20 protein-coding genes and 1 other RNA gene are annotated in these 23,555 nt (G+C 57.5%); 3 read left to right on the top strand and 18 right to left on the bottom strand.

Translation table 11 applies throughout. The annotated features are described in order from the left end of the window. Nucleotides 1–41: 41 nt before the first annotated feature. Nucleotides 42–1,598 carry a diguanylate cyclase domain-containing protein gene (locus ACI7MX_RS11520; RefSeq protein ID WP_405586641.1) on the top strand — a complete coding sequence of 519 codons (1,557 nt, stop codon included), beginning with the start codon at nucleotides 42–44 and terminating at the stop codon, nucleotides 1,596–1,598. A gap of 79 nt (nucleotides 1,599–1,677) precedes the next feature. On the opposite strand, the gene lpxC is transcribed toward ACI7MX_RS11520, so the two are convergent. From lpxC to rsmI, 18 genes are all read right to left on the bottom strand, one after another. Beyond that, entirely contained in the window at nucleotides 1,678–2,589 is a 912-nt protein-coding gene (lpxC, locus tag ACI7MX_RS11515; protein ID WP_405586644.1) for a UDP-3-O-acyl-N-acetylglucosamine deacetylase, read from the bottom strand. Between the two features lie 112 nt (nucleotides 2,590–2,701). Next, a complete protein-coding gene (gene ftsZ / locus ACI7MX_RS11510; RefSeq protein WP_405586647.1) occupies nucleotides 2,702–3,913 on the bottom strand; it encodes a cell division protein FtsZ in 1,212 nt (403 codons plus the stop codon). Between the two features lie 72 nt (nucleotides 3,914–3,985). After that, nucleotides 3,986–5,245, bottom strand: coding sequence for a cell division protein FtsA (gene ftsA / locus ACI7MX_RS11505; protein ID WP_153379026.1), 1,260 nt, complete (start codon nucleotides 5,243–5,245; stop codon nucleotides 3,986–3,988). Nucleotides 5,246–5,260: 15 nt separating this feature from the next. Next, nucleotides 5,261–6,127: a cell division protein FtsQ/DivIB gene (locus ACI7MX_RS11500; protein WP_405586650.1), complete on the bottom strand. Its 867-nt coding sequence runs from the start codon at nucleotides 6,125–6,127 to the stop codon at nucleotides 5,261–5,263. Nucleotides 6,128–6,131: 4 nt separating this feature from the next. After that, nucleotides 6,132–7,091 (bottom strand): D-alanine--D-alanine ligase, encoded by a 960-nt coding sequence (locus ACI7MX_RS11495; protein WP_405586653.1) that lies wholly within the window; start codon nucleotides 7,089–7,091, stop codon nucleotides 6,132–6,134. Continuing rightward, complete coding sequence (gene murC / locus ACI7MX_RS11490; protein WP_314491278.1) at nucleotides 7,088–8,548, bottom strand: UDP-N-acetylmuramate--L-alanine ligase; 1,461 nt, start codon at nucleotides 8,546–8,548, stop codon at nucleotides 7,088–7,090. Before murC ends, ACI7MX_RS11495 begins: the two co-directional genes overlap by 4 nt. Then, nucleotides 8,541–9,611, bottom strand: coding sequence for an undecaprenyldiphospho-muramoylpentapeptide beta-N-acetylglucosaminyltransferase (murG, locus tag ACI7MX_RS11485; RefSeq protein ID WP_314491276.1), 1,071 nt, complete (start codon nucleotides 9,609–9,611; stop codon nucleotides 8,541–8,543). The genes murC and murG overlap by 8 nt, the downstream gene beginning before the upstream one ends. Then, nucleotides 9,601–10,815 (bottom strand): putative lipid II flippase FtsW, encoded by a 1,215-nt coding sequence (gene ftsW, locus ACI7MX_RS11480; protein WP_405586657.1) that lies wholly within the window; start codon nucleotides 10,813–10,815, stop codon nucleotides 9,601–9,603. Before ftsW ends, murG begins: the two co-directional genes overlap by 11 nt. Next, nucleotides 10,812–12,158, bottom strand: coding sequence for a UDP-N-acetylmuramoyl-L-alanine--D-glutamate ligase (murD, locus tag ACI7MX_RS11475; protein WP_314491273.1), 1,347 nt, complete (start codon nucleotides 12,156–12,158; stop codon nucleotides 10,812–10,814). The genes ftsW and murD overlap by 4 nt, the downstream gene beginning before the upstream one ends. Before the next feature lie 5 nt (nucleotides 12,159–12,163). Beyond that, complete coding sequence (gene mraY, locus ACI7MX_RS11470; RefSeq protein WP_122785725.1) at nucleotides 12,164–13,246, bottom strand: phospho-N-acetylmuramoyl-pentapeptide-transferase; 1,083 nt, start codon at nucleotides 13,244–13,246, stop codon at nucleotides 12,164–12,166. Next, the gene (murF, locus tag ACI7MX_RS11465; protein WP_314491267.1) at nucleotides 13,246–14,613 is read right to left on the bottom strand and encodes a UDP-N-acetylmuramoyl-tripeptide--D-alanyl-D-alanine ligase; all 1,368 of its coding nucleotides are present in this window, start codon (nucleotides 14,611–14,613) and stop codon (nucleotides 13,246–13,248) included. Before murF ends, mraY begins: the two co-directional genes overlap by 1 nt. After that, the gene (locus tag ACI7MX_RS11460; protein WP_405586662.1) at nucleotides 14,606–16,069 is read right to left on the bottom strand and encodes a UDP-N-acetylmuramoyl-L-alanyl-D-glutamate--2,6-diaminopimelate ligase; all 1,464 of its coding nucleotides are present in this window, start codon (nucleotides 16,067–16,069) and stop codon (nucleotides 14,606–14,608) included. Before ACI7MX_RS11460 ends, murF begins: the two co-directional genes overlap by 8 nt. Further along, complete coding sequence (locus ACI7MX_RS11455; protein WP_405586665.1) at nucleotides 16,069–17,817, bottom strand: peptidoglycan D,D-transpeptidase FtsI family protein; 1,749 nt, start codon at nucleotides 17,815–17,817, stop codon at nucleotides 16,069–16,071. The genes ACI7MX_RS11460 and ACI7MX_RS11455 overlap by 1 nt, the downstream gene beginning before the upstream one ends. After that, nucleotides 17,814–18,107: a cell division protein FtsL gene (ftsL, locus tag ACI7MX_RS11450; protein ID WP_122785729.1), complete on the bottom strand. Its 294-nt coding sequence runs from the start codon at nucleotides 18,105–18,107 to the stop codon at nucleotides 17,814–17,816. The genes ACI7MX_RS11455 and ftsL overlap by 4 nt, the downstream gene beginning before the upstream one ends. Then, nucleotides 18,104–19,051 carry a 16S rRNA (cytosine(1402)-N(4))-methyltransferase RsmH gene (rsmH, locus tag ACI7MX_RS11445; RefSeq protein ID WP_405586669.1) on the bottom strand — a complete coding sequence of 316 codons (948 nt, stop codon included), beginning with the start codon at nucleotides 19,049–19,051 and terminating at the stop codon, nucleotides 18,104–18,106. The genes ftsL and rsmH overlap by 4 nt, the downstream gene beginning before the upstream one ends. Further along, on the bottom strand, nucleotides 19,048–19,503 hold the full coding sequence (mraZ, locus tag ACI7MX_RS11440) for a division/cell wall cluster transcriptional repressor MraZ (protein WP_003443645.1): 456 nt from the start codon (nucleotides 19,501–19,503) through the stop codon (nucleotides 19,048–19,050). The genes rsmH and mraZ overlap by 4 nt, the downstream gene beginning before the upstream one ends. 355 nt (nucleotides 19,504–19,858) lie before the next feature. After that, nucleotides 19,859–20,212: RNase P RNA component class A (rnpB, locus tag ACI7MX_RS11435), an RNA gene on the bottom strand. A 140-nt stretch (nucleotides 20,213–20,352) separates the two neighbouring features. Further along, nucleotides 20,353–21,207, bottom strand: a complete 855-nt coding sequence (rsmI, locus tag ACI7MX_RS11430) for a 16S rRNA (cytidine(1402)-2'-O)-methyltransferase (RefSeq protein ID WP_122785730.1) — start codon at nucleotides 21,205–21,207, stop codon at nucleotides 20,353–20,355. 234 nt (nucleotides 21,208–21,441) lie between these two features. On the opposite strand from rsmI, the gene ACI7MX_RS11425 reads away from it, so the two are divergent. Next, complete coding sequence (locus ACI7MX_RS11425; RefSeq protein ID WP_314491255.1) at nucleotides 21,442–23,193, top strand: penicillin-binding protein activator; 1,752 nt, start codon at nucleotides 21,442–21,444, stop codon at nucleotides 23,191–23,193. Beyond that, nucleotides 23,193–23,555 (top strand): YraN family protein, encoded by a 363-nt coding sequence (locus ACI7MX_RS11420; RefSeq protein WP_405586674.1) that lies wholly within the window; start codon nucleotides 23,193–23,195, stop codon nucleotides 23,553–23,555. The genes ACI7MX_RS11425 and ACI7MX_RS11420 overlap by 1 nt, the downstream gene beginning before the upstream one ends.

Below are 23,555 nucleotides of genomic sequence, written 5' to 3'. Positions count from 1 at the left end.
AGGCTGGCGCTTGCTGGCCTTGAGCTTTTTGACTGTGACTCATGCCCAGCGCCGTTGACATCAGTGAGGGTCGAGCTATTACATCTTTCGTTCGCACACGCATCATCACGCAGCGCATGCTGATAAGCGCCACAACCCTGCTAGTGGTGACGGCTCTGTGCATCGTCAGCTATTTGCTGGTGCGCGAGTACCGCAACACTGAACAACAGGCCACGCGTTCAGCGTTTAATCTTGTGCAACTGATTGATCGTGAGGCACGCAATACCGTATCGCTTTACGACACGGCGCTGATGAGCTTGATCAGTTTGTTTCAAAGCCATGCCCTCGATTCTTTTCCTCAACCCCTTAAAAACACACTGCTGTTTCACCAAGCCAGCGAGCTGCCTTCAAACGGCGGTTTTTATGTACTCAACGCGGTGGGCAACCTGATTGCAACTTCAGCTGCGGACGTCGTCCTGGGCGAGAACGTAACCGAGCAACCTTGGTTCAAGGTGCATCGCGAGCTGGACAGCGGAGAGATCTTCATCAGTCGCCCGTTTCAAAACAGCGGTAGAAATGGCGACTGGAGCATCCGATTTTCCCGCCGTATGTCCGCACCAGACGGCTCTTTTGCGGGCGTGGCAGTGGCCCAGTTGAAGCTGGACTACTTCACCAGCCTGTTACGCAGCCTGGATTTGGGCCCCGATGGCAACATAAGCCTCTTTCGCACTGACGGCATCATGCTCGTGCAATACCCTCCGATCCCCTCCATTCGTACAGGGGAAGACCTGAGCAGCTACCCCAACTACATGCGACTGCTGAATGAGGGGTACGGTAGCTTTATCGCTATGTCTGAAACCTTTCAGACGCCACGGCTCTATACGTTCGCTCAGGTTTACAACTTGCCTGTCGTGGTGGTGGTGGGCTTATCTGGGGAATATATTTTCAGCAGTTGGTGGCATACAGCCTTACTGATCGGAACCGCCACCCTGCTGCTGTGCCTGGGCTTGATCTGGCTGACGCTGTTGCTAAGTCATGAACTGAACTTGCGCCAACAGGCCGAGCGCTCGCTCGCTGAACTCGCCTCAACAGATCCTTTGAGCGGGTTGGCCAATCGCCGCGTCTTGGATAAAACCCTTGCCGAAGAATGGCGTATTGCACAGCGCACTGGCCGGCCTGTATCGCTTTTGATGATTGATATTGATCACCTCAAACAATTCAACGACCTCTATGGGCATCAGAGTGGCGATGAGGCTATTCGTCGGGTCGCGAAGATCATCAAAACGCACATGCGTCGACCCCGAGATCTGGCCACTCGTTACAGCGCAGAAGAGTTTGCCGTTGTACTGGCCGACACCGATGCGGCGGGCGCCCGACAATTGGCTGAAGAAATCCGCTCGTCAGTCGATGCGATGGAGACTTTGCCCCAGGGTAAGCAAAAACTCACGGCAAGCCTGGGGGCGTGCACCTGTTATGCCAAGCCAGGGGATGACGTTCAAGTGCTGTTAAGCATGGCGGACAAAGCCCTGTACCAAGCCAAGAAAGGGGGCAGAAACCGAGTCGTTGCAATCAACCAGACCGGGCTTAATGCGATCAAGCCTTCCCCCGAAATCCTTTAACCGCCGCAACGGTGCGAATGCGCACCATAAAAAAAGCCACCCGAGGGTGGCTTTCAAAACTAGAGAAAGAAGTTTTTACTTAAACAGCTGCAACCGGACGCATGTACGAGATCGGTGCCGTGCTGGCATCTTCAAAGGTCACGACTTCCCAAGCATCTTTCTGCTCAATCAGCTTGCGAAGCAGCTGGTTGTTCAGTGCATGGCCAGACTTGAAGCCCCTGAATTCACCAATCAGGCTATTGCCCAAGAGGTAAAGATCACCAATGGCGTCGAGAATCTTGTGCTTCACGAATTCGTCTTCATAGCGAAGACCGTCTTCGTTCAGTACACCGTTAGCATCAACCACGATGGCGTTTTCTACGCTACCGCCTAGTGCAAGGTTGTGCTTGCGCAGGTACTCGATGTCACTCATAAAACCGAAAGTACGGGCGCGGCTGACTTCTTTAACAAACGAAGTGCTGGAAAAATCCACGCTTGCACTTTGGGTACGGTTAAGGAAAACCGGGTGATCAAAGTCGATCTCGAAGCTCACCTTAAAGCCTTCGAAAGGGACAAAGGTGGCGCGCTTGTCGCCATCTTCTACGGTCACTTCACGCAGGATTCGAATGAACTTCTTCGGCGCGTCCTGTTCTTCCAGGCCCGCCGATTGAATCAGAAACACGAAAGGCCCGGCGCTACCGTCCATAATCGGGACTTCAGACGCGGAGAGTTCGACGTAGGCGTTATCGATCCCCAGGCCAGCCATGGCCGAGAGCAAGTGCTCTACCGTGTCTACTTTTACATCGCCGTTGACCAACGTGGTCGACATCGTCGTCTCGCCGACGTTTTCCGCGCGAGCAGGAATCTGCACCACAGGGTCAAGGTCTGCACGACAAAACACGATGCCGGTATCCACAGGCGCAGGTTTGAGGGTCAAGTAGACCTTCTCACCGGAGTGCAGGCCGACACCTGTGGCACGGATAATATTTTTCAGGGTGCGTTGTTTAATCATGGCATTGGCCGCTTCAGCGCAAATTGCGAACTGGTATCAACAAAGGCTGGCGATAATAGCAGACCGAGCCTTTGCTGAATACCAATCACCTTAATCCCCCTGATTGATTTCATTAATCAGCCTGTCGACGCAGGAAAGCCGGGATGTCCAGGTAGTCCAGATCGTCTTGCGGATTCAGTTTGGCAGCAGTTGTTGCCCCTTGCTGAGCCTGATTACGCATCACGGTTGGACGATCCAGATCGCGGTAATTCACCACTGGCTGTTCCTGACGCTCGGTACGTGCGTCCTGACGAGCAGGTGCGGTATGTGCCTGAGAGGCGGCGTAGGAAGCCTGCACGTTATCAATGACCTTAACCGGCTTCTCGATTTTCGCGCCCAAACCAGTCGCTACCACGGTCACGTGCAATTCGTCGCGCATGTCCGGATCGATCACCGTGCCCACTTTGACCATCGCGTGCTCCGAAGCAAAGGCTTCGATGATGCTGCCCACGTCGGAGTATTCACCCAGTGACAGGTCAGGACCGGCAGTGATGTTAACCAGGATGCCGCGAGCGCCTTCCAGGTTTACGTCTTCGAGCAACGGATTGCGAATGGCCGCTTCGGTGGCTTCACGCGCACGGTTCGGACCGCTGGCGCAGCCAGTGCCCATCATCGCCATGCCCATTTCGCTCATCACGGTACGCACGTCGGCAAAGTCGACGTTGATCATGCCCGGACGCTTGATGATGTCGGAGATACCGCGAACGGCACCGGCCAGCACGTCATCAGCCTTGGCAAACGCAGACAGCAGGCTCGCGTCCTTGCCCAGGATGGTCAGCAGTTTTTCGTTCGGAATCGTGATCAACGAGTCGACGCTTTCGGACAGCAGACGAATACCTTCGTCAGCAATCTGCATGCGCTTGCGACCTTCGAACGGGAATGGACGTGTCACCACCGCAACGGTGAGGATGCCCATTTCCTTGGCCACTTCGGCAATGATCGGCGCAGCACCGGTACCGGTACCACCGCCCATACCCGTGGTGATGAACACCATATTGGTGCCCTGCAACACTTCAGCGATGCGCTCACGGTCTTCAAGAGCAGCCTGACGGCCGACCTCAGGGTTTGCGCCGGCACCCAGGCCCTTGGTCACACCAGTGCCCAATTGCAGGATGGTACGCGCGCCGATGCTTTTGAGCGCTTGTGCGTCAGTGTTGGCGCAGATGAATTCCACACCTTCGATGTTGCTCTTAACCATATGGTTAACAGCATTGCCACCGCCACCACCAACACCGATAACCTTGATTACCGGGCTTTGCGGGATGTTGTCTACGAGTTCGAACATGGTCCCTCTCCTTACAGTTCTCTAGTTTTTTTCGCCTACTTCTACCGCTTTGAATCTTTTACTGCTCATGCTTTAAAAGTTGCCCTGCACCCAGCGCTTGAGGCGCTCGAACACAGGGGCTTTCTGTTCATCACTGCTGTAGTTGTCGCGGTTGCTGATACCCGATATGGAAATACCGTCCGACTGCTTTTGCAGTCCGTACAGCAACAAGCCCACAGCGGTGGAGTAAATCGGATTGCGCACAACATCAGACAAGCCTTTGGCGCTGTGCGGAACGCCCAGACGCACTGGCATGTGGAAGATTTCTTCCGCCAGTTCAACTGCGCCTTCCATTTTCGAAGTGCCGCCGGTCAGGACAATGCCTGCCGGAATCAGGTCTTCGTAGCCGCTGCGACGCAGCTCCGCCTGAATCAGGGTGAACAGCTCGTCGTAACGCGGCTCGACCACTTCGGCCAGCGCCTGACGAGACAGCTCGCGCGGAGGACGATCGCCCACGCTCGGCACCTTGATGGTTTCACCGGCACCCGCCAGTTTGGCCAGTGCACAGGCGTAACGGATTTTGATTTCTTCGGCGTACTGCGTCGGGGTGCGTAGCGCCATCGCGATGTCGTTGGTCACCTGATCACCCGCAATCGGGATCACTGCCGTATGGCGGATGGCGCCTTCGGTGAAAATAGCGATGTCGGTCGTGCCGCCGCCGATGTCGACCAGGCACACGCCCAGCTCTTTTTCGTCATCGGTGAGCACCGAGTAAGCCGAGGCCAACTGCTCAAGGATGATGTCATCAACCTCAAGGCCACAACGACGTACACACTTCTCGATGTTCTGGGCGGCATTCACTGCACAGGTCACCACGTGCACCTTGGCCTCCAGACGCACGCCCGACATGCCCAGCGGCTCACGCACGCCTTCCTGGTTATCGATCACGTAATCCTGCGCGAGTGTGTGCAGCACACGCTGGTCAGCAGGAATCGCGACAGCCTGTGCAGCATCGAGTACACGCTCAAGGTCTGCAGAGCTGACTTCACGGTCGCGGATTGCCACGATGCCGTGGGAGTTCAAGCTGCGGATGTGGCTACCGGCCACGCCGACGAATGCCGAGTGAATCCGGCAACCGGCCATCAGCTGCGCTTCTTCGATGGCGCGCTGGATCGATTGCACGGTGGACTCGATGTTCACCACCACGCCCTTTTTCAGGCCCCGGGACGGATGCGTGCCAATACCGACGATTTCGATCGTGCCGTCTTCACCGACCTCGCCCACCAGCGCCACCACCTTGGAGGTGCCGATATCGAGACCGACGATCATTTTTCCGCTTTGCACGTTTGCCATGGGTCCTGCCTCTTCTTAATTCTTCGCGACAGCGGGTTGGGCTATCGTGGGAGCCACAGGTTCCCGCCAGCCGACGGCCAATCCGTTGGCGTAACGCAAATCAATGCGCGCTATGTTCGTAATCTGTTCTTTAAGCGTCTTGTCATAGATGGCTATGAATCGACGCATTTTCTCTACCAGGTGATCGCGCCCCAACAACAGCTCGATTCCCGGCCCTGCACTGCCAGCTCCGGTGGTCAGGAACCAGCTACCGCGCTCACGAAGCTCCAGACGGGCGATGGAAAAGCCCATCGGACGCAACATCTGGCTTAACACCTGATACTGCTGCATCACTTGCTGCTGAGCCCGTTGTGGACCAAACAGCTGCGGCAAGTGCTCGTAATTGGCCAGTTCACGCGGTGTAAACGCCTGCCCCTGGTTGTTGAGCAAAGCTTCATCACCCCAACGAGCGACGGGCAGTTGCTCTTCAAGGCGAATGACCACCTGGTCAGGCCACACGCGGCGTACTTCTGCGTGGGCAATCCATGGCATTTGCTCAAGCTCGGTGCGCATGCCTTCCAGATCCACCGTAAAGAAGCTCGCGGCCATGTAGGGGGCAATGCGCTGCTGCACGGCTTGTTGGCTGATATAGGTCAAATCACCCTGCACGTTGATATTGCTGATCGGGCGGTCCGCGTACGGCATCAAGCGCTGCGCACCTTCGTAGGTGCCATAACCCAACACAACCAACAAGACCGGCCAAAACAACATCTTCAAAAAGCCAAAATTGGCTTTTGGCAGACGCCCCGACATCGGCTCTTTAGCCACCATTCGGCTTGCACCCCGTGGCACCGGCTTACGGCCGGGAACAGGTTGCTGATGACGAAGCGATGCGCCTTGCATGGTCTTAACCTCGCGACTCTTCAACACTGGCGGCCAGGATCGACAACACCAGTTGCTGGAAATCCAGACCGGCAGCCTTGGCCGCCATCGGCACCAGACTGTGATCGGTCATGCCCGGGGCCGTGTTGACCTCAAGCAGCCAGAACTGCCCTTCGGCATCCTGCATCACGTCCAGACGGCCCCAACCGGCAATACCAATTGCCTCACAGGCTTTGGCGGTGAGGTCCATCAATTCTTTTTCCTTGGCCTCATCCAGACCGCACGGCACCCGGTATTGAGTGTCGTTGGCCACGTACTTGGCGTCGTAGTCGTAGAACGTATGCGGAGTGCCCAGTGCAATCGGTGGCAACACCTGATCACGCAGGGTGGCGATGGTGAACTCGGGACCGGTGATCCATTGTTCTACCAATACTTGCGAGTCGTACTTACTGGCCTCGGCCCACGCGCTGATTAATTCATCAACGTTGTTCACTTTGGCCATACCGATACTTGAACCTTCATGGGCCGGTTTGACGATCAAAGGGAAGCTCAGTTCCTTCGCTGCGCAAATACAATCAGCTTCAGTGGCCAGCACGGCGTGTCGCGGAGTCGGAATACCCAAGCTGTGCCACACCTGTTTGGTGCGCAGCTTGTCCATGGCCAGTGCCGAGGCGAGGATGCCGCTGCCGGTGTAAGGAATGCACAGGCACTCCAGCAGCCCTTGCATGCTGCCGTCTTCGCCACCACGGCCGTGAAGAATGATAAAGGCGCGGTCGATTTTTTCTTGCGTAATGCGTGAGATGAAATCGTCGCCTACATCAATGCCGAATGCATCGACGCCCGCATTTTGCAGCGCTGCAAGCACGGCATTGCCGGAGTTGAGCGACACCTCGCGCTCGGCGCTTTTGCCGCCGAACAGCACTGCCACACGGCCGAAGTCGGCGGGGGCAATGGTCGAGAACAGGTTGGCGTAGGCAGCAGTCATTTCAACTTCCCTTCTGTGGCTGCAACAACAGCACCGGCAAACAGCGGACTTTTAATAAGTTGCGGTGCCAGACGGCCAATATCGCCCGCCCCTTGGCACAACAAGATGTCGCCAGCACGCAGCAGCGGCTTGACGATCGGTGCCAGCTCAACACCGCGCTCGATGTAGATCGGGTCCAACTGACCCCGTTGACGGATGCTGTGGCACAGCTGACGGCTGTCAGCCCCCGGGATAGGCTCTTCACCGGCCGGGTAGACCTCCATCAATAACAACACATTGGCGTCGGCCAGCACTTGCACAAAATCGTCATAAAGGTCGCGGGTGCGACTGAAACGGTGCGGCTGGTACACCATGACCAGACGGCGCTCCGGCCAGCCCCCGCGTACCGCCTTGATCACGGCGGCCACTTCGGTCGGGTGGTGACCGTAGTCGTCCACCAACATCACACTGCCCCCTTCCACGGGCAGCTCGCCGTACACCTGGAAGCGTCGACCGACACCTTCAAAGCGAGACAGCCCCTGAACGATGGCCTCATCGCTGATCCCTTCATCCGAAGCGATGCAAATGGTGGCCAAGGCGTTCAATACGTTGTGGTTGCCCGGCATATTGACCGACACATCCAGAGGTTCACGATCAGGACGCAGAACGGTAAAGAAGGTCTGCATGCCTTGCTGGCGAACATTGATCGCCCGAACGTCTGCCGCTTCGCTGAAGCCGTACGTGACCGTTGGACGCTTGACCAGCGGCAGGATTTCACGCACTACCGGGTCGTCGAGACACACCACGGCCAAACCGTAGAACGGCAGGTTGTGCAGGAACTCAACAAAGGTTTTCTTCAGTTTGTTGAAGTCACCTTCGTAGGTCGCCATGTGGTCGGCGTCGATGTTGGTCACAACGGCGACCAGCGGCTGCAAGTGCAGAAAGCTGGCATCGCTTTCGTCAGCTTCGGCAATCAGATAGCGGCTGGTACCCAGCTGAGCATTGGTGCCTGCTGCATTCAGCCGGCCACCGATGACAAAGGTCGGGTCCAGACCACCGGCCGCAAATACGGACGCCAGCAGGCTGGTGGTGGTGGTTTTGCCATGCGTACCGGCAACGGCAATACCGTGGCGATAGCGCATCAACTCAGCCAGCATCTCGGCCCGAGGCACCACTGGAATACGACGTTCCAGCGCATTAGCGACTTCAGGGTTAGAGGTATTGACCGCGCTCGACACCACCAGCACATCGGCATGGGCAGCGTTTTCAGCGAGATGGCCGATAAAAATCTTCGCGCCGAACGACTCGAGGCGTTCAGTCACAGGGGATGCGTTCAGGTCGGAACCCGACACCTGGTAACCGAGGTTAAGCAATACCTCGGCGATACCGCACATGCCCACACCACCGATACCGACAAAGTGAATATGACGGATACGGCGCATTTCCGGCTGTGGAATGGCTTTCTGATTCTCAACCATTGGCCACCTCCAGGCAGATATCAACAACGTTGCGGGTTGCATCAGGTTTGGCCAGGCGGCGAGCATGGGTCGCCATGCTGTTCAGTCGTTCCGGTTGCATCAATACCTCTGTCAGGCGTTCAGCCAGTTCAGCTGCGCCAGTTGTCGCTTGCGGCATCAGGAAGGCGGCGCCCTCGCGTGCCAAAAAGTCGGCATTACGGCTCTGATGGTCGTCAATCGCGTGGGGCAAAGGCACCAACAGCGAAGGTAGACCGGCCGCAGCCAGTTCACTGACAGTCAGCGCGCCTGCGCGACAAACCACCAGGTCGGCCCAGCCATAGGCATGGGCCATGTCTTTGATAAACGGCTGAACATCAGCCTCAACGCCGACCGCTTGATAACGCTCGGCCGTTATTTGATCGTGTTGCTTGCCCGCCTGATGAAACACCTCAGGACGCACCTCGGCCGGTACTTTGGCCACTGCCTCAGGCAAGAGTTTGTTCAACGGCTCAGCACCCAGACTCCCGCCCAGCACCAGCAGGCGCGCCTTGCGGCCTTGCAGTGGAGCGCGCGGCGCCAGACCGAACAGCTCACTGCGCACCGGGTTGCCGGTGGTGCGCAATTTGTCCATCGCTGTAAAGGTTTGCGGGAAGGCTTCACACACACGGCTCGCCATCGGTACCAACAAACGGTTGGCCGTTCCGGCCACCGCGTTCTGCTCGTGAATGATCACGGGCACTCCGCAGGTTTTCGCCGCCAGGCCACCTGGGCCTGTGACGTAGCCGCCAAAGCCCAACACGCAAACAGGCTTGAGTTGACGAATAATTTTGCGCGCCTGAAACAAAGCCTTGAGCAGCACAAACGGCGCTTTGAGCAGCGACAGTTTGCTTTTGCCCCGCAGGCCCGCCACGTTAATCAGGTGCAGTTTGAAGCCCGCGGGCTCAACGAGTTCGTTCTCGATGCCACGCGGTGTTCCCAGCCAATGCACGGTGTAGCCACGCGCCTGGAACTCACGTGCGCACGCCAGTGCCGGGAACACATGCCCGCCAGTGCCGCCCGCCATGATCAGCACATTAGCGCCCATGGTTCGGCTCCTCTGCGAAGTCGCTTTCTTTGAAATCGGTCTCTTCGCTGCCCAGGTGGGTTCGACTCTCCCACTCGATGCGCAGCAACAAACCCATACACACACAGCAAATCACCAACGAGCTGCCGCCATAACTGAGGAACGGCAAGGTCAGACCTTTGGTTGGCAGCAGACCGACGTTTACCCCGATATTGATCAGGAATTGGCCAATCCACAGGAAGGACAGGCCATACGCCATGTAGGCGGCGAAATATTGTTTGGCGCGCTCAGCCCACAGGCCGATGTACATGCCGCGTACGCAGACGAACACGAACAGCGCCACGGTCAGCAGCGAGCCGACCACGCCCAGCTCTTCAGCCAGCACCGAGAACACGAAGTCGGTGTGAGCTTCTGGCAGGTAGAACTGCTTTTGTACGCTGTTGCCCAAGCCCACCCCGAACCATTCGCCGCGACCAAACGCAATCAGTGCCTGGGTCAGTTGGTAGCCGGAACCGAATTGATCGGACCACGGGTCGGTAAAGGTAATCAGACGCGCCATCCGGTAAGGCTGAGCCTGTACCAGGACGAATACTGCACCGACTGCAAGCGCCACCATCAGGGCGAAACGGAACAGACCGACGCCACCCAGAAACAGCATCGCCGCTGCCGCCCCCATCATTACAACCGTTGCGCCAAAGTCCGGCTCCATCAGCAACAGACCGGCCATTGGCAGCAACACGATGAACGGCTTGAAGAAGCCCATCCAGCTTTCGCGAACTTCTTTTTGCTGGCGCACCAGATAACCGGCGAGGTAAATCACCACGAATACCTTGGCAATTTCCGAAGGCTGGACGTTGAAAAAGCTGAAGCCAATCCAGCGCATGGAACCGTTGACCTCACGGCCAATTCCCGGCAGCAGCACCATCACCAACAAACCGAACGCACCCAACAGCAACATCCAGCCCATACGTTGCCAAGTCGCAATCGGCACCATCATGGTCAGCACACAAGCGCCCAGACCGAGCACGATATAAAACAGATGGCGGATCATGTGGTACAGCGTGTTGCCTGACTGCAAAGCAGCCACTTCGGACGACGCCGAAGTAATCATCACCAGGCCCAGACCGAGCAGCGCCAGGCAGCCGGCGAGCAACGGGAAGTCGAGGTCAATGCCACGGCCCGTGATCAAGGGTGAAGGATAAGGTTTGATAATGCCGAAGATCATGCCAAGGCCTCCACAGCGCGAGCGAACAGCTGGCCGCGCTCTTCGTAGTTCTTGAACATGTCGAAGCTGGCACAGGCCGGAGACAGCAACACGGCGTCACCCGGCTGCGCCAACACGCGGCTTTGTGCAATCGCGTCGTCCAGCGAAACGGCTCGCACTTGCGGTACTTCCTCGCCCAAGGCTGCAGCGATCAAATCCGCATCACGGCCAATCAACACCACGGCGCGACAATGCTTGGCCACGGAGTCACGCAGGCCGCTGAAGTCAGCGCCCTTGCCATCCCCGCCAGCGATCAGCACCAGCTTGCCATCCATGTCGGCACCCAAACCGTCGATGGCTGCCAGTGCAGCGCCCACGTTGGTGGCCTTGGAATCGTTGTAGTAGCTCACCCCATCGAGTTCACGCACCCATTGGCAGCGGTGTTCAAGCCCGGTGAAGCGGCGCAGGCTGCTCAACATGGCGTCGAACGGCAAGCCTACGGCATGCCCCAGCGCCAGAGCGGCCAACGCATTCGCCTGGTTATGGGCGCCACGCACTTTCAGCTCGCGCACCGGCATCAGGTTTTGAAATTCAAAGGCCAGGTATTTTTCGCCGTTTTCTTCACGCAGGCCAAAGGCCTTGAAGTCAGGCGCGCTCAGACCGAAGGTCCAGCACGGCAGACCCTCCCCCATCAGTGGGCGGGTCAAGGCATCCTGGCGATTGACAACCACCTGTTTGGCCCCGCGGAAAATCCGGTGCTTGGCCAGATGGTAAGCCGGCAGACCGCTGTAACGGTCCATGTGGTCTTCGCTGACATTCAGCACGGTGGCCACTTCGGCGCCCAGCTGATTGGTGGTTTCCAGCTGAAAGCTAGACAGCTCCATCACGTACAGCTCGACGTCATCGTTGAGCAGATCGAGCGCTGGAGTACCGAGGTTGCCGCCGACCGCCACGCGCTTACCGGCAGCCGCCGCCATTTCGCCAACCAACGTGGTCACGGTGCTCTTGGCGTTGGAACCACTGATTGCCACGATGGGCGCTTTCGCGTTACGCGCGAACAGATCGATGTCACCCGACAGCTTCACCCCACGGGCAGCCGCCGCTTGCAGCGCAGGCGTCGCCAGGGCCAGACCGGGACTCACGTAGAGTTCATCGGCGCGGCACAGGAAGTCGACATCCAGTTCGCCACAACGCACTTCCACTTGCGGGTAGTCACGGCGCAGCGTGGCCAGCTCCGGTGGTGTTTCCCGCGTATCAGCCACAGCAAACGACACGCCCTGCTGCGCTAGAAAGCGCACCAGAGACATGCCGCTCTTGCCGAGGCCGACAACAATGCGGAAGTGGTCAGAAGCGATCAGAGACACAGGTTCTACCTCAGCTTCAGAGTGGCAAGGCCAATCAGCACAAGAATCACGGTGATAATCCAGAAACGGACAATCACTCGCGGCTCAGGCCAGCCCTTGAGTTCAAAGTGGTGATGAATCGGTGCCATGCGAAACACCCGTTTGCCGGTCAACTTGAAGGACGCGACTTGTATCACCACTGACAGGGTTTCCATCACGAACACACCGCCCATGATGAACAGCACGATTTCCTGGCGCACAATCACTGCAATGGTGCCCAGCGCAGCACCCAGTGCCAGCGCGCCGACATCGCCCATGAAGACTTGCGCCGGGTAGGTGTTGAACCACAGAAATCCAAGGCCAGCGCCTATCAGCGCGCCACAGAAGACAATCAGTTCGCCTGCCCCCGGCACGTACGGAATGAGCAGGTAATCAGCGAACTTCACGTTACCCGACAGGTAGCAGAAGATACCCAAGGCACCGCCCACCATTACCGTTGGCATGATCGCCAAGCCGTCGAGGCCATCAGTCAGGTTGACGGCGTTGCTCGACCCCACGATCACGAAGTAGGTCAGCACCACAAAACCAATGCCCAGCGGAATGCTGGCATCTTTAAGGATCGGCAGAATCAGTGTGGTTTCAACAGCGCTAGGGGCTGTGGCGTATAGAAAGATCGCTGCACCCAGACCGAAAACCGACTGCCAGAAATACTTCCAGCGGCTCGGGAGGCCGCGGGAGTTTTTCTCGATCACTTTGCGATAATCGTCTACCCAACCAATGGCACCGAACAGCAGGGTCACAATCATCACGACCCAGACATAGCGGTTGCTCAGATCAGCCCACAACAAGGTGCTGACGGTGATCGCCGACAGAATAAGCGCACCACCCATAGTGGGCGTACCGGACTTGGACAAGTGTGACTGCGGACCATCATTACGAACCGACTGGCCAATCTGGCGGTTTTGCAGGGTGCGGATCATCCACGGCCCAAGGCACAACGACAAGGTCAACGCGGTCAGTACCCCAAGAATCCCGCGCAAGGACAGGTACTGGAAGACCGCGAAGCCTTTATAGAACTGTTGCAGATACTCCGCTAGCAGCAGCAGCATTAGTGTTTCTCCCCGCTGGAACCGCACAAAGCCGCAACGACGTTTTCCATCGCTGCACTGCGCGAGCCCTTGATCAAAATAGTGGTGTTGGTTTGGTGCTCAGCGCGAAGCGCCTTGATCAGGTCAGCCTGATTGGCGAAATGACGAGCCTGTGGTCCAAATTTAGAGACGGCATGAGCCATCATCGGTCCCACCGCATAGAACGCTGAAACCTTGTCGGCGGCATATGCGCCTACTTCACGATGTCCTTGCTCCGCCCACTCACCCAGCTCGCCAATATCTCCGAGCACCAGGACGGTGCGACCGGAAAAGGCGGCGAGTATATCAATGGCGGCGCACATTGAGGTGGGGTTTGCGTTGTAAGTGTCATCAATAATTCGCAAGCCAGCGGCCGTCACTTGAGCAACCGCACGCCCTTTGACCGGCTGCACCGCTTCAAGGCCGGTTTTGATGCCAAACATCGACACACCCAACGCATGAGCAGCGGCCGCAGCGGCCAATGCATTGGCCACGTTGTGAGTCCCCAGCAGGTTGAGTTGAACCTGCTCAACACCCATCGGGCTGTACAGTGTGAAACCGGGGCAGCCCCGTGCGTCTCGGGTCAGATCGCCCGCGTGAAAATCGGCTTGAGGGTTGCTCAACGCAAAGCTGAGCACCTTGCGGCCCGCGGCCCGGTTCTTCCAGATACCAAAAGCCTTGTCATCCAGATTCAGAACGGCGACGCCATCGGCGTCCAGCCCTTCAATGATTTCACCTTTGGCTTCGACGATTTTGTCCGGCCCACCGAATTCGCCTACATGAGCAGTGCCTGCATTATTAAGCACAGCAACATGAGGTCGGGTCATGGCGACGGTGTATGCAATTTCACCCAGACGCGAAGCACCCAGCTCAATCACGGCAGCAGTATGCTCGTGAGTCAGTTCAAGCAGTGTGAGCGGCACGCCCAGATCGTTATTCAAATTCCCTTTGGTCGCCAATACCGGCCCGCGCGTGCGCAGGATGCAGGCCAGCATTTCTTTGACCGTGGTTTTACCGCTGGAGCCGGTAATCGCTGCAACAGACCTGTCATAACCGGCACGATTAAGCGCACCCAGTTGACCCAAGGCTTCGCGGGTATTTTTGACGACGAGTTGCGGCAGCGCCGACTCAGGCACTTCTCTCTCAACCAGGGCAGCCACAGCGCCCTTGGCGGCGACTTCATTCAAATAGTTGTGGCCGTCGAAGCGCGGGCCGGTCAGCGCGATAAACAGCTGGCCTTTGGTGATTGCGCGACTGTCGATGCTGACGCCGCTGAAGCGGCTATCCGCTGCGACTAAACGCCCGCCAAGGGCGTCGGCTACTTCGCTCAACAACAGAGGTTTAAGCATGCGTGGCCTCCCAAGCATCGAGCGCCTTTTGAGCTTCGACCAGATCAGAGAAGTCGTGGCGTACGCCGTTAATTTCCTGATAGTCCTCATGACCTTTGCCGGCCAGCACAATCACATCTTCAGCACGAGCGCTGGCGATGATCCTGGAAATCGCGTCACCGCGACCGGCGACAAAAGTCACGTTGTCAGGAGCAGCAAAACCAGCCCGTATATCTTCAAAAATTTGCGCAGGCGATTCGGTGCGCGGGTTGTCATCGGTGACCAACACCGCGTCAGCCAAACGCTCAACCACCTCGGCCATTAACGGGCGTTTGCCGCGATCACGATCACCGCCGCACCCGAACAGGCACAACAACTGACCTTTGGCGTGGGGACGCATGGCCAGCAGCACTTTTTCCAGTGCATCCGGGGTATGGGCGTAATCGACCACCACCAGCGGTTTGTTGCCGCCACCCAAGCGCTGCATACGCCCCACCGGGCCTTCAAGCTTGGGCAATACTTTGAGAATGTCATCCAGCGGGTAATCGAGCCCCATCAAGGCGCCTACCGCTGCCAGTACGTTGCTCAGATTGAAGCGCCCCAACAAAGGGCTGCGCAGGTGATGCTCACCTTGCGGGGTAACCAATGTGGCGCGCACGCCCTCATCATCGAAGGTTGCTTCGCGGCAATACAAATAGGCGCTGCTGTCTTCAAGGCTGTAACTGATCAGGCGCGAGTCGTGCTTTTCTGTGGCCAGTTGACGACCGAAGTCATCGTCCAGATTCAGTACGCGGCAACGCAGATCAGCCCATGCGAACAGTTTGGCCTTGGCGGCGGCGTAGGCCTCCATGGTGCCGTGGTAATCCAGATGATCGCGGGACAGGTTGGTCAACACCGCCACATCGAACGCCAACGCACTGACCCGGCCTTGATCAAGCCCGTGGGACGAAACTTCCATCGCAACCGCTTTGGCTCCGGCCTTTTTCAAGTCAGCCAGCATGGCTTGCACGGCAATCGGATCAGGCGTGGTGTGGCGGCCACTTTGCAGCGCGCCGTAAAAGCCAGTGCCCAGAGTCCCCACGATGCCGCAGTGCTGACCGAGCAAATCCAGGGCTTGCGCAACCAGTTGAGTCACACTGGTTTTGCCGTTAGTGCCGGTCACACCGACCAGATTCAGATGATGGCTCGGTTCACCGTAAAAACGCCCGGCAATGTCCGACAACTGCGCGGCCAACCCCTTGACCGGAATCAATGGAACCGCGGTGATCGGCAATACATCGGCGCCGTCCACTTCATAAGCCACAGCGGCCGCGCCTCGCTTGAGTGCGTCACCAATATGCTCGCGGCCATCGAGCTTGCCACCCGGCACCGCGAGGAACAAATCTCCGGCGCGCACATTGCGGCTATCGAGCGTCAGCTCACGAATCAACAGATCGTGGCCAGCGTGAGGAAAAATCTTGTTCAGGCTCAGGGACATTAGCCGCGCCCTCCTTTGGCTGTGGCAGCAGCGGCTGCAGCTTGTTGCTCGGCGGCTGTCGGCAGGTTGTCCGGTGTCACGTTCATCAGGCGCAGGGTCCCCGACATGACTTTGCTGAAGACCGGGGCAGAGACCAGACCACCGAAGTAACCGGCCTTGCTCGGCTCATCAATCACGACAACGATCGCGTAACGCGGATCGCTCATCGGACCAAACCCGGCGAACAGAGAACGATAAGAATTCACCGCATAGCCTTTAACGCCGCCCGAGGACGTTTTACGCGCAGTACCTGACTTGCCTCCGACATGATAAGCCGGCACCTTGGCACGCCAGACACCCCGTGGGTTTTCAATCACTTCCTGCAACATGCCCTGAACGGTTTTGGCCACTTGTTCAGGCATGACTTGGGTGCCCTCTACAGGCTTGTCCTTGTCTGTTTTAAGCAAGGTCAGTGGCGCCAGCTTGCCGTTGTTGGCCAATGCCGAGAAAGCGTGGACCAGCTGGATAGCCGTTACCGAAACGCCGTAGCCGTAAGACAGGGTCGCGGTTTCAGCCTTGCGCCACTCGCGGTAGTTCGGCAGATTGCCGACGCGTTCACCCGGAAAGCCCAGGCCTGTGTCTTGACCCAGACCCATTTTTGCCATCTGCCGGAAGATCGCTTCACCGCCAATATCGAAAGCGACCTTACTCATGCCGACGTTACTGGAGTTGATCAGGATGCCGGTCAAGTCAAGGACCGGTCCTTCGGTGCGCGATACGTCACGAATGGTGTACTTGCCCAACTGCAACGTCCCCGGATACACCTCGACTTTATCCGTCGGTTTCCAGCGACCGGTTTCCAGTGCCGCGCTCATCGAGATCGGTTTAACGGTCGAACCTGGTTCAAACACGTCGATCATGGCGCGGTTGCGCATCATTGCCGGCTGCAGGTTGCGGCGGTTGTTCGGGTTGTAAGTCGGCTGGTTGACCATGGCCAGAATCTCGCCGGTCTTCACATCCATGATCACCAGACTGCCCGCCTTGGCACCGTTCTCGACCAGCGCATTGCGCAGTTCGCGGTTGGCCAGATATTGCAGGCGCAGGTCAATCGACAACGCCAAGGTCTTCCCTGCCTTGGCGTTTTTTGTCACCTGAATGTCTTTGATCAAGCGCCCTCGTCGGTCCTTGATCACTTGTCGCTTACCCGGAACACCGGCCAGCCACTCGTCATAAGCCAGCTCAACGCCCTCGCGACCTTTATCGTCGATATCGGTAAAGCCGACCATATGCGCGGTGACTTCACCGGCAGGATAGAAACGTCGAAACTCCTCGATGCCATAAACGCCTGGCACTTTCAGATCGAGAACGACTTGGCCCTGCTCCGGCGTCAGCCCCCGAACCAGATAGATAAACTCTTTGTTGGCTTGCTGCTCAAGACGGGCCGTCAGTACTTTCGGGTCTTGGCCCAACGCGTGCGCCAACGCTGGCCAGCGGTCTTTGGCCGTTTGCATTTCTTTGGCATTGGCCCACAACGTGGTCACCGGCGTACTCACAGCCAACGGCTCGCCATTGCGGTCAGTAATCAGGCCACGATGCGCAGGAATCTGGATATGACGCATGCTGCGCGCATCGCCCTGACCTTTAAGGAAGTCATGGTCAATGACCTGCAAGTAGACAATTTGGCAGGCAATAGCCCCTACCAGCAGTGCCAGCAATGCCAGCACTACGCGAAAACGCCACGGGTAGAGTGCGCCTTCGAGTTTAATCATGGCGCCACCATCCGCACTTCCGCTGCGCCCGGAATGTGCATTTTCAGTTGTTCACTGGCCAGTGTTTCAATGCGGCTATGGGCCGTCCAGGTACTTTGCTCCAGGATCAGGCGCCCCCACTCGGCTTGCGCTTTGTCGCGCACGCTCAGCTCCCCGTACAGGGTATTGAGCAACTGTCGGTTCCAGTGAGCACTGTAGGAAACGCCCACGGCCGAGACCAGCACGCCAATAAATAGCAGCAACATGAAAAAGCTTCCGCCGGGAAGTGGCTTGGCGAAGAGCTTGTTCAACGAAGCTTCTCCGCGACGCGCATAACAGCGCTGCGCGAACGCGGATTGGCCTTGAGCTCTGCTTCAGAAGCTGTCTGGGCCTTGCCGTGGATCTTGATTTTGGGAATAAAGGCAACGTGCTGTACGGGCAAGCCGCGTGGCAAATTGTCGGGCTCGCCCTTGACCAGTTTTCGCATGAACAGCTTAACGATGCGGTCTTCAAGAGAATGGAAGCTGATCACAACCAAACGGCCGCCAACTTCGAGCGACTCCAGCGCCGCTTCGAGTCCCGCCTCAAGATCACCCAGCTCGTTATTAACGTGAATACGCAGCCCTTGAAACGTTCGGGTGGCCGGGTGCTTGCCCTTCTCCCAAGCCGGATTGGCCGTTTTCAACACCTCAGCAAGATCACCCGTGCGCTCGAACGGCTGGATTTCGCGGCGCTCAACGACAGCGCGAGCCATGCGGCCCGAGAAACGCTCTTCGCCGTACTCTTTGAAAACCCGAGTGATTTCTTCATGGGAAGCCGTGTTCACGAACTCAGCCGCGCTGATCCCTTGACTCGGGTCCATGCGCATATCCAACGGGCCGTCATTCATAAAGCTGAAGCCGCGCTCTGGATCGTCAAGCTGCGGCGAAGATACGCCAAGATCAAGCAGAACACCGCTCACCTTGCCCGCCAAACCCCGCGCAGCAACTTCGGAGCCCATCTCGGCAAAACTGCGTTGCACAATGACAAAGCGGCCGTCTTCGGCCGCTAGCGCTTGCCCGGTGGCAATCGCTTGTGGATCTTTATCAAACCCGAGGAGACGCCCCTCAGGCCCCAGCTTCTGGAGTATCAAGCGGCTATGTCCGCCGCGACCGAAGGTGCCATCCAGATAGCATCCATCAGGACGTACGGCGAGAGCCTCTACGGCTTCGTCGAGCAGTACGGTGATGTGGTTGAAGTCGCTATCTATAGTCACAGAATTAAATCACGCAGTTCTTCAGGCATAGCGCCCGGTTGTTGAATGGCTGCAAGGTCAGCGGCAGAAACAGCTTCCCAGGCATCCTCGTCCCACAGTTGAAACTTGTTCAGCTGGCCCACCAACATTGCGCGTTTATCCAACCTGGCATATTCACGCAACCGCGGCGGCACCAGAAAACGACCGCTGCCATCGAGCTCAAGGTCGACGGCGTTACCAATCAAAAGACGCTGCAAACGACGGTTTTCTTCCCGTAGCGAAGGCAACGCACGAAGCTTGGTTTCAATCAATTCCCACTCATCAAGCGGGTAAACGCACAAGCAAGGATCGACCGCATCGATGGTCACGATCAGTTGCCCGGAGCTTCTCGAAATCAGCTCGTCACGGTACCGGCTCGGCATTGCGAGACGACCCTTGGCATCGAGACTGATTGCGTTAGCTCCACGAAACACGAGCGTCACTCCAATTCTTAGCGTTTTACGTCTGAAAAACCCACTTTATGCCACTTTTCGCCACTTGCGCACACTATAGGAATGCGCCCACCACACCGTCAAGGAGCTGCCCATAGGAAAATCCTTACAGAACGGAGTTTTAGCGGGGTAAATAGACGTACAGCATTTAGCGAAGGGATTTTTTGACAACTGATACGCAGCAAACTCGGGGCTCTAACCTTAAAACTTAAAGTAGTTTATTAAGAGTAAGAACTTTTTGGCATTACTTGGCCAAGTTTGCTTGCGAATGTTTCGAAGGGATGTGACTCGATATTTCAACAAGCGATCTGCTTGCGAAGCAAACAGAGAGAAAAAGGTGGAGAGTCGATCTGTAAGCCGGGTTCTGTCGTGAACAGTCATTCGTCTACGATGGCCATCACTGGACATCTTTAGCAACCTACCCGGTCCCAGCGCGGGCCACGCCTTGGGACCCTATTTGGTCTTGCTCCAAGTGGGGTTTACCTAGCCACGAACTGTTGCCAGTCGCGCGGTGCGCTCTTACCGCACCTTTTCACCCTTACCGGCACCGAAATGCTTAGGCGGTTATTTTCTGTGGCACTTTCCGTAGGCTCACGCCTCCCAGGCATTACCTGGCACTTCGCCCTATGGAGCCCGGACTTTCCTCCCCCCCCTAATTTTCATAGAGGGCAGCGACTGTCCAATCGACTCTCCGGCGCAAAGGTTAACTGTACAGAGCGTATAGAACAAGCGCTAAAGCCACATAGCCACTACATTCATCTGTTGCAAAACCTTTTGCCGGCAGAACAACGCGCCAGAAAATATCAAAGCGCTACTCTCCACAGACCGCACTTAATCGGCTTTTTGTTTTTCCAGCGCCACTTGATACAACACATTTTTGCGTTCGCCCGTTATTTCAGCGGCAAGGGCTGCAGCACGCTTGAGTGGCATTTCCTTGAGGAGCAGATCAAGAATCCGCATGGCCTCGCTGCTGACCACCTCACCTGTTTCAGGCGCCGTCCAGCCCGCCACCAACACTACGCACTCCCCGCGCTGCTGGTTGCTGTCGCCTTCTACGAAAGCGCGCAGCTCGGCCAGCGGCAGCCCCTTGAGCGTCTCGAAGGTTTTGGTCAGCTCACGCGCCAGCAACGCTGGACGCTCGGGGCCGAAAACCAGTTCCAGATCCTGCAGGCACTCAAGAATACGGTGAGGCGCCTCATAGAAAATCAGAGTGCGCGGTTCTTCTTTCAACAATTCCAACCGCGAACGCCGTCCAACAGCCTTGGCCGGCAGAAAGCCCTCAAAGATAAAACGGTCTGAAGGCAGACCTGCCGCAGACAAGGCTGCAATCAGGGCACACGCGCCTGGCACCGGCACCACCTTGACGCCTGCGGCCCGCGCCTGACGCACCAAGTGGTACCCAGGATCAGAAATCAGTGGCGTGCCCGCATCGGAGATCAGGGCCACGTCTTCACCGGCCAGCAACCGCTGGATAAATCGACTGCCTTCTTCACGCTCGTTATGTTCGTGGCAAGCGCCCAACGGCGTGGAAATACCGAAATGCTGCATTAAACGCAGGGAGTGACGCGTGTCTTCGGCCGCAATCAGCGACACCTCACGCAACACTTTGAGCGCACGCGCACTGATGTCGTCCAGGTTACCGATGGGCGTGGCCACCACATAAAGCGAGCCGACAACGGAATTCATTGCACCTGGAGCAGTCAAAACGCACACCTCATGAGAGTTAAAGGCGCCATTGTAACGCGTAGACCCCTCATGAAAGCACCCTCAAGAACGGCCGTTAACCGCATAACCGGAAAACTTCAGCCGCCACAGGTCATATATGTGATCTAAATTTAAGCTTTAACGAAGGTAACATCGCGCCCCGGCCAGCGCTTGGGTACACTTCCCCCTCATTTGATCGAGTATCAGGAACACTACATGACCGTCTGCCTGCGGCTGTTCACTGCCCTCTGCCTTGCTGCCCTGCTAGCAGCTTGTGCCAGCTCGCCCTCGTCCAGCCTTGGCGAACTCCCCCGGACCCCGGATGCCAGCCTTGAACAGCTGCTGCAACAGGCGTCTGCTAGCCAGGATCCGCAAAAGGCCGCACTGCTGCGCCTGTCTGCGGCCGACCTCGCCATGCGCCAGCAAAATAATGAGCGCGCAGCACAAATCCTGGCACAAGTGCCGATGGATCAACTCAAACCCGCCCAACAGGTTTTTGCCAGCACGCTGACCGCTGAGCTGGCGATGAATCGCAACGACCCTAAAGCCGCACTGACAGCTCTGAGCCACCCGAGCGTTGCGCGACTGGACGAGATGCCTGCCGACCTGCAAGTGCGCACACATACGGTTCATGCCCGCGCACTCGAAGCGGATGAGCAAACCCTCGCGGCTGCGCGTGAACGCGTAGCCATGAGCGCAAACCTGACGGGCGATGCCGCCAACAGCAACAATGACGCTATCTGGGCGCTGGTTGCCGCGTTGCCGGTCGAGCAATTACAAGCTCAAAGCAATGGCTTGCTGGGCGGCTGGACATCATTGGCACTGGCCGTGAAGCGTGCCGGCACCGTGCAGGAACAACAAACTGCCATTGACCAATGGCGTGCCCAGAACCCTGCTCACCCTGCCGCCATCCAACTGCCGACACCTCTGGTCAAACTCAAGGAACTGGCCAGCCAGCCACTGACTAAAATTGCGCTGCTGCTGCCACAAGAAGGCCAACTGGCTTCAGTCAGCAAAGCGCTGCGTGACGGCTTCGTGGCGGCTCATTATCAAGCTCAACAGGCTGGCCAAAACCCGCCGAGCATCCAGTTTTATGACAGCTCACGCCTGACTTCGCTGGACGATTTTTATCGTCAGGCCCAAGCCGATGGCGTGCAATTGGTAGTCGGCCCACTGGAAAAAACACTGGTCAAGCAACTCAATGCGCGCTCGCAATTGCCCATTACCACACTGGCCCTGAACTACAGCGAAGGCACTCAAGGCCCGGCGCAGCTGTTTCAGTTCGGCTTGGCAGCTGAAGACGAGGCCCGTGAAGTGGCTCGTCGCGCACGTGCCGATGGCTTGACCCGCGCTGGCGCCATGGTGCCTAAGGGTGAATGGGGTGAGCGCGTGCTTAACGCCTTCCGCCAGGAATGGGTAGCCCACGGTGGCAGCCTTGTCGGCATTGAATACATCGATCAACCCGTTGCATTGGCACAGCAAGTTGGCGATTTGGTGCAGCAGCGCAAAAACTCCAGCGAGCCCATGCAGTTCCTGTTCTTGGCGGCCACCCCTCAGCAAGCCCAGCAGATCAAGCCGACCCTCAATTATCAATACGCCAGCGACCTGCCTGTGTATGCCACGTCCCACGTTTTCAGTGCGAGCGGCAATCAGGATCAGTACAACGATATGAACGGCGTACGTTTTTGTGAAACACCCTGGTTGCTTGAACCAGGTAATCCACTGCGCCAGCAAGTTGCCGCGCAATGGCCTCAAGCCGCTGGCAGCCTGGGACGCCTTTATGCAATGGGCGTTGATGCTTACACGCTGACTTCGCGCCTGGGCCAACTCAAGGCACTGCCTGATAGCCGGATTGACGGCTTGTCCGGCAGCCTCGGCATGAGCCCAACCCAGCACGTTGAGCGCCAGTTGCCATGGGCCGAGTTTGTTAACGGCCAGGTACAACGCCTGCCCGATACCCCGAACTGATGCCTGAGCGCTCCAGCCAAAACACCGGCAAAGATGCCGAGCGCCTGGCGCTACGGCATCTTGAGCAACATGGCTTGCGGCTGCTGGCGCAAAACTGGCTATGCAAACGCGGCGAGCTGGATCTGGTCATGCTTGACGGCGATACAGTAGTATTCGTCGAAGTTCGTTACCGGCAACACGCACAATGGGGTGGCGCACTGGCCAGTATTGACACACGCAAGCGCCAAAAACTGATTCTTGCCGCCCAGCACTTCTTGCAACGCGAGACACGCTGGGCCAATCACCCATGTCGATTCGATGTGGTCGCCATGGACAGCGCCGCACCTCACTTGAACTGGCTACGGAACGCCTTTGACAGCTAA

The organism is Pseudomonas sp. 2024-210 (assembly GCF_045062345.1).
Lineage (GTDB): Bacteria > Pseudomonadota > Gammaproteobacteria > Pseudomonadales > Pseudomonadaceae > Aquipseudomonas.
Note: the sequence above shows the minus strand (reverse complement) of the source record. Positions and strands in the feature narration are given on the sequence as shown.

Excerpts from the sequence above, each read along its gene's own strand:
- ACI7MX_RS11520 (WP_405586641.1), top strand. The coding sequence starts at position 42 with ATGCCCAGCGCCGTTGACATCAGTGAGGGTCGAGCTATTACATCTTTC.
- lpxC (WP_405586644.1), bottom strand. The coding sequence starts at position 2,589 with ATGATTAAACAACGCACCCTGAAAAATATTATCCGTGCCACAGGTGTC.
- ftsZ (WP_405586647.1), bottom strand. The coding sequence starts at position 3,913 with ATGTTCGAACTCGTAGACAACATCCCGCAAAGCCCGGTAATCAAGGTT.
- ftsA (WP_153379026.1), bottom strand. The coding sequence starts at position 5,245 with ATGGCAAACGTGCAAAGCGGAAAAATGATCGTCGGTCTCGATATCGGC.
- ACI7MX_RS11500 (WP_405586650.1), bottom strand. The coding sequence starts at position 6,127 with ATGCAAGGCGCATCGCTTCGTCATCAGCAACCTGTTCCCGGCCGTAAG.
- ACI7MX_RS11495 (WP_405586653.1), bottom strand. The coding sequence starts at position 7,091 with ATGACTGCTGCCTACGCCAACCTGTTCTCGACCATTGCCCCCGCCGAC.
- murC (WP_314491278.1), bottom strand. The coding sequence starts at position 8,548 with ATGGTTGAGAATCAGAAAGCCATTCCACAGCCGGAAATGCGCCGTATC.
- murG (WP_314491276.1), bottom strand. The coding sequence starts at position 9,611 with ATGGGCGCTAATGTGCTGATCATGGCGGGCGGCACTGGCGGGCATGTG.
- ftsW (WP_405586657.1), bottom strand. The coding sequence starts at position 10,815 with ATGATCTTCGGCATTATCAAACCTTATCCTTCACCCTTGATCACGGGC.
- mraY (WP_122785725.1), bottom strand. The coding sequence starts at position 13,246 with ATGCTGCTGCTGCTAGCGGAGTATCTGCAACAGTTCTATAAAGGCTTC.
- murF (WP_314491267.1), bottom strand. The coding sequence starts at position 14,613 with ATGCTTAAACCTCTGTTGTTGAGCGAAGTAGCCGACGCCCTTGGCGGG.
- ACI7MX_RS11460 (WP_405586662.1), bottom strand. The coding sequence starts at position 16,069 with ATGTCCCTGAGCCTGAACAAGATTTTTCCTCACGCTGGCCACGATCTG.
- ACI7MX_RS11455 (WP_405586665.1), bottom strand. The coding sequence starts at position 17,817 with ATGATTAAACTCGAAGGCGCACTCTACCCGTGGCGTTTTCGCGTAGTG.
- rsmI (WP_122785730.1), bottom strand. The coding sequence starts at position 21,207 with ATGAATTCCGTTGTCGGCTCGCTTTATGTGGTGGCCACGCCCATCGGT.
- ACI7MX_RS11425 (WP_314491255.1), top strand. The coding sequence starts at position 21,442 with ATGACCGTCTGCCTGCGGCTGTTCACTGCCCTCTGCCTTGCTGCCCTG.
- ACI7MX_RS11420 (WP_405586674.1), top strand. The coding sequence starts at position 23,193 with ATGCCTGAGCGCTCCAGCCAAAACACCGGCAAAGATGCCGAGCGCCTG.